This window comes from Mesorhizobium sp. M7A.F.Ca.CA.004.04.2.1 (genome assembly GCF_004022825.1).
GTDB lineage: Bacteria > Pseudomonadota > Alphaproteobacteria > Rhizobiales > Rhizobiaceae > Mesorhizobium.
The window spans coordinates 1-2,549 of the sequence record NZ_RZPH01000891.1 but is presented as its reverse complement, the minus strand read 5'-3'; the positions used below and the strand labels follow the sequence as shown (position 1 = coordinate 2,549).

Sequence of the window (2,549 nt, the reverse complement as noted above, 5' to 3'; positions counted from 1 at the left end):
GCTGACGGTCGAAGGCGTCATGATGCCCGGCAAGGGCCGCATGACGGTGACCGGCAGCAGTTCGCCGCCGACTTCCGTCCAGGCAAGACCTGTAACGACACCGACCTGATCGTCAGCCTCGACCTGGCCGAAGCGGTAGCGCTGCACACCAAGGTAATCGGAGAGGTTCTCCGCCGTGATGCTCACCGTCTTCTTCTTCGTCTTCAGGATCTCGGTCACCGCCTTGCGCCCGAGCTTCATCAGCTCGCGCTCCAGGCTCCTGACGCCCGCTTCGCGGGTGTAGGTCTGGACGATGGCGCGGATCGCGTCCTCACCGACGGAAAACTCCTTCGGCTGCAGCGCGTGATCGCGGATCACCTTCGGCATCAGGTGCCGCTTGGCGATCTCGATCTTCTCGTCCTCGGTGTAGCCGGCGATACGGATGATCTCCATGCGGTCCATCAAGGGCGCCGGGATGTTCAGCGTGTTCGCCGTCGTCACGAACATGACGCTCGACAGGTCGTATTCGACCTCGAGGTAATGGTCCATGAACGTCGAGTTCTGTTCCGGATCGAGGACCTCGAGCAACGCCGATGACGGATCGCCACGGAAGTCCTGGCCCATCTTGTCGATCTCGTCGAGCAGGAAGAGCGGGTTGGACTTCTTGGCCTTCTTCATCGACTGGATGACCTTGCCGGGCATCGAGCCGATATAGGTGCGGCGGTGGCCACGGATCTCGGCCTCGTCACGCACGCCGCCGAGCGCCATGCGGATGAATTCGCGACCGGTCGCCTTGGCGATCGACTTGCCGAGCGAGGTCTTGCCGACGCCGGGAGGGCCGACGAGGCACAGGATCGGCCCCTTCAGCTTCTTCTGGCGGCTTTGCACGGCGAGATACTCGACAATGCGCTCCTTGACCTTGTCGAGGCCGAAATGATCAGTGTCGAGCACGTTCTGCGCGAACGCCAGGTCCTGCTTGACCTTGGAGTTCTTGCCCCACGGAATCGACAGGATCCAGTCGAGATAGTTGCGCACGACGGTCGATTCAGCCGACATCGGCGACATCGTCCGGAGCTTCTTCAACTCGGCTTCCGCCTTTTCGCGGGCCTCCTTGGAGAGCTTGGTCTTCTTGATGCGCGCCTCGATCTCGGCGGCCTCGTCGCGGCCGTCCTCGCCTTCGCCGAGTTCCTTCTGGATCGCCTTCATCTGCTCGTTGAGGTAGTATTCGCGCTGCGTCTTCTCCATCTGGCGCTTGACGCGCGAGCGGATGCGCTTCTCCACCTGCAGGACGGAGATTTCGGCTTCCATGAAGCCCATAGCCTTTTCCAGCCGCTCCTTGACCGAGAGCGTGGCCAGCATTTCCTGCTTCTCAGGGATTTTGATGGCGAGATGCGAGGCGACCGTGTCGGCGAGCTTGGAATAGTCGTCGATCTGGCTGGCTGCACCCACCACTTCGGGCGAGATCTTCTTGTTCAGCTTGACGTAGTTCTCGAAGTCGGTGACGACCGAACGCGCCAGCGCCTCAACCTCGACCTCTTCCTCGTCCGGCTCGACCAGCGCCGCGGCGCGGGCCTCGTGGAAGTCGGGATGGTCGGTGAACGAGACGATTTTCGCACGCGAAGCGCCTTCGACCAGAACCTTGACGGTGCCGTCGGGCAGCTTGAGCAATTGCAGCACATTGGCGAGCGTGCCGATGTCGAAGATGGCATCGGGCTCGGGATCGTCGTCGGCGGCATTCATCTGGGTGGCAAGCAGGATCTGCTTTTCCTGACCCATCACCTCTTCCAGCGCCTTGATCGACTTCTCACGCCCGACGAAGAGCGGCACGATCATGTGCGGGAACACCACGATGTCGCGCAGTGGGAGAACTGCGAAGACGCCGTCGCTGGGTGCCTTGGATACTTTGGCCATTGTCCAACCTTTCATGTCGCGGCCGCCAATCAGCCAACCGCGAATCTTATATTAACGACCGGGGATCGTTCCGCCTACCACCGTTTATGACGGGAGTTTTACAGCACAGAAATCGGGCACCTCGGCCTTCTCCAGTTAGTTGGATGCACGACCCCCAAAGATCAAGGGGCGTGTCCAAATCCGCACTTCCAACCCGTCCGCGAGTGACACATTTGCGACGCCAAGCCGTACGCCGCGCAAAAGCCCTGTGTGACAGCAAAACGGCGCCTTGCGGCGCCGTTTCAGAATTTCGCTGCGGGCTCATGATGTCAGGCGCTGACATTGCCCTTCTTTTCCTTCTGCTCGGAGTAGATGTAGAGCGGCCGGGCACTGCCGGTCACCACCTCCTCCGAAATCACCACTTCGCGCACGCCTTCGAGCGCGGGAAGCTCGAACATCGTGTCGAGCAGGATCGCCTCCATGATCGAACGCAGGCCGCGCGCGCCGGTCTTGCGCTCGATGGCGCGCTTGGCGATCGCCGAAAGAGCGTTCTCGTGGAAGGTCAGGTCGACATTCTCCATCTCGAACAGCCGCTGATACTGCTTGACCAGCGCGTTCTTCGGCTCGGTCAGGATCTGGATCAGCGCCGGTTCGTCGAGGTCTTCCAGCGTCGCCAGAAC

1 protein-coding gene and 1 pseudogene are annotated in these 2,549 nt (G+C 61.3%); both read right to left on the bottom strand.

Annotated features, from left to right (window positions below; all coding sequences use genetic code 11):
* A partial coding sequence (gene lon / locus EN893_RS28755; RefSeq protein ID WP_128361977.1) for an endopeptidase La occupies positions 1 to 1,890 on the bottom strand: 1,890 nt, incomplete at its 3' end.
* 308 nt (positions 1,891 to 2,198) lie between these two features.
* A pseudogene (locus tag EN893_RS28750) lies at positions 2,199 to 2,549 on the bottom strand (ATP-dependent Clp protease ATP-binding subunit ClpX); the annotation flags it as partial.